We start from the raw sequence: 1,978 nt of genomic DNA on the forward strand, positions 1-1,978 counted from the left end.
AAACCTATTTTGAAAAGGTCGAAAGACTGAAACATGGGACCTTCGGCCCCGTTCACTTCCGAAATCAGGTTAAAATACGCCGCAGGGTCGACATAAACCCAGGCCATGCAGATCTTAGTGCTAAGGAAGCACAAGATGTCATTATGGAGGTCGTATTCCCAAACGAAGTTGGAGCAAGAATATTAACATCAGAATCACAGTTGACGATAACCAAGGAGAAGAAGGAGGAGCTTCAGGACTGCAAAATTGCCCCTTTAATGGTGGCCTACATGTTGGAGAGGGAACTGGTTCGCAAGACAAGATTTCTACCAGTAGCTGGAGGGACAAGCAGCGTGTATATCGAAGTATTACATTTGACCCAAGGGACCTGCTGGGAGCAAATGTACACACCGGGAGGGGAAGTGAGAAATGATGATGTTGATCAGAGTTTAATTATTGCTGCTAGAAATATTGTTAGAAGAGCAACAGTATCAGCAGACCCGTTGGCTTCGCTTTTGGAGATGTGCCATAGTACACAGATTGGAGGGATTAGGATGGTTGACATCCTTAGACAAAACCCAACAGAAGAACAGGCTGTGGATATATGTAAGGCAGCAATGGGCCTAAGGATCAGTTCATCCTTCAGCTTTGGAGGTTTCACTTTCAAAAGGACAAGTGGGTCTTCTGTCAAAAAGGAAGAAGAAGTGCTCACAGGCAACCTCCAAACATTGAAAATAAGAGTACATGAAGGATATGAGGAATTCACAATGGTTGGGCGAAGAGCAACAGCCATTCTAAGGAAAGCAACCAGAAGACTGATTCAACTGATAGTGAGTGGGAAAGACGAGCAATCAATTGCTGAGGCAATAATAGTGGCAATGGTATTCTCACAAGAGGATTGTATGATAAAGGCAGTGAGAGGTGATTTGAACTTTGTCAACAGAGCAAACCAGCGGCTAAATCCCATGCATCAACTCCTAAGGCATTTCCAAAAGGATGCCAAGGTCCTGTTTCAAAACTGGGGAATTGAACCCATTGACAATGTAATGGGGATGATCGGAATATTGCCTGACATGACCCCCAGCACAGAGATGTCATTGAGAGGAGTGAGAGTTAGTAGAATGGGAGTAGATGAATACTCCAGTACTGAGAGAGTGGTAGTGAGTATTGATCGTTTCTTGAGGGTCCGAGACCAGAGGGGAAACGTACTCTTGTCTCCCGAAGAGGTTAGTGAAACACAGGGAACAGAAAAGCTGACTATAACATATTCGTCGTCCATGATGTGGGAGATCAATGGTCCAGAATCAGTGCTAGTTAACACATATCAATGGATCATTAGAAATTGGGAAACTATAAAGATTCAATGGTCCCAAGATCCTACAATGCTATACAATAAGATGGAATTTGAACCCTTTCAATCGCTAATACCTAAAGCTGTCAGAGGCCAATATAGTGGATTCGTAAGGGTTCTATTCCAACAGATGCGTGACGTACTGGGGACGTTCGACACCGTCCAAATAATAAAGCTACTACCATTTGCAGCAGCCCCGCCGGAACAGAGTAGGATGCAGTTCTCTTCTCTAACTGTGAACATAAGAGGTTCAGGAATGAGAGTGGTTGTGAGAGGCAATTCTCCAGTGTTCAACTACAATAAGGCAACAAAGAGGCTTACAGTGCTTGGGAAGGATGCAGGTGCGTTGATGGAAGACCCAGACGAGGGAACAGCAGGAGTAGAATCTGCGGTATTGAGAGGATTTCTGATTCTAGGCAAAGAAGACAAAAGATATGGGCCAGCATTGAGCATCAACGAGTTGAGCAACCTTGCGAAAGGGGAAAAGGCTAATGTGTTGATAGGGCAAGGAGACGTGGTGTTGGTAATGAAACGGAAACGGGACTCTAGCATACTTACTGACAGTCAGACAGCGACCAAAAGGATTCGGATGGCCATCAATTAGTGTCGAATTGTTTAAAAACGACCTTGTTTCTACTGATCACGCGT

At 44.5% G+C, this 1,978-nt stretch carries 1 protein-coding gene; it reads left to right on the forward strand.

The annotated features are described in order from the left end of the window. On the forward strand, positions 1-1,934 hold a 1,934-nt coding region (locus tag CVS30_RS18660), incomplete at its 5' end, for a polymerase basic protein 2 domain-containing protein (protein WP_146233443.1). Positions 1,935-1,978 lie beyond the last annotated feature (44 nt).

The sequence above is a fragment of the Arthrobacter psychrolactophilus genome (genome assembly GCF_003219795.1).
Taxonomy (GTDB): Bacteria; Actinomycetota; Actinomycetes; order Actinomycetales; family Micrococcaceae; genus Specibacter; species Specibacter psychrolactophilus.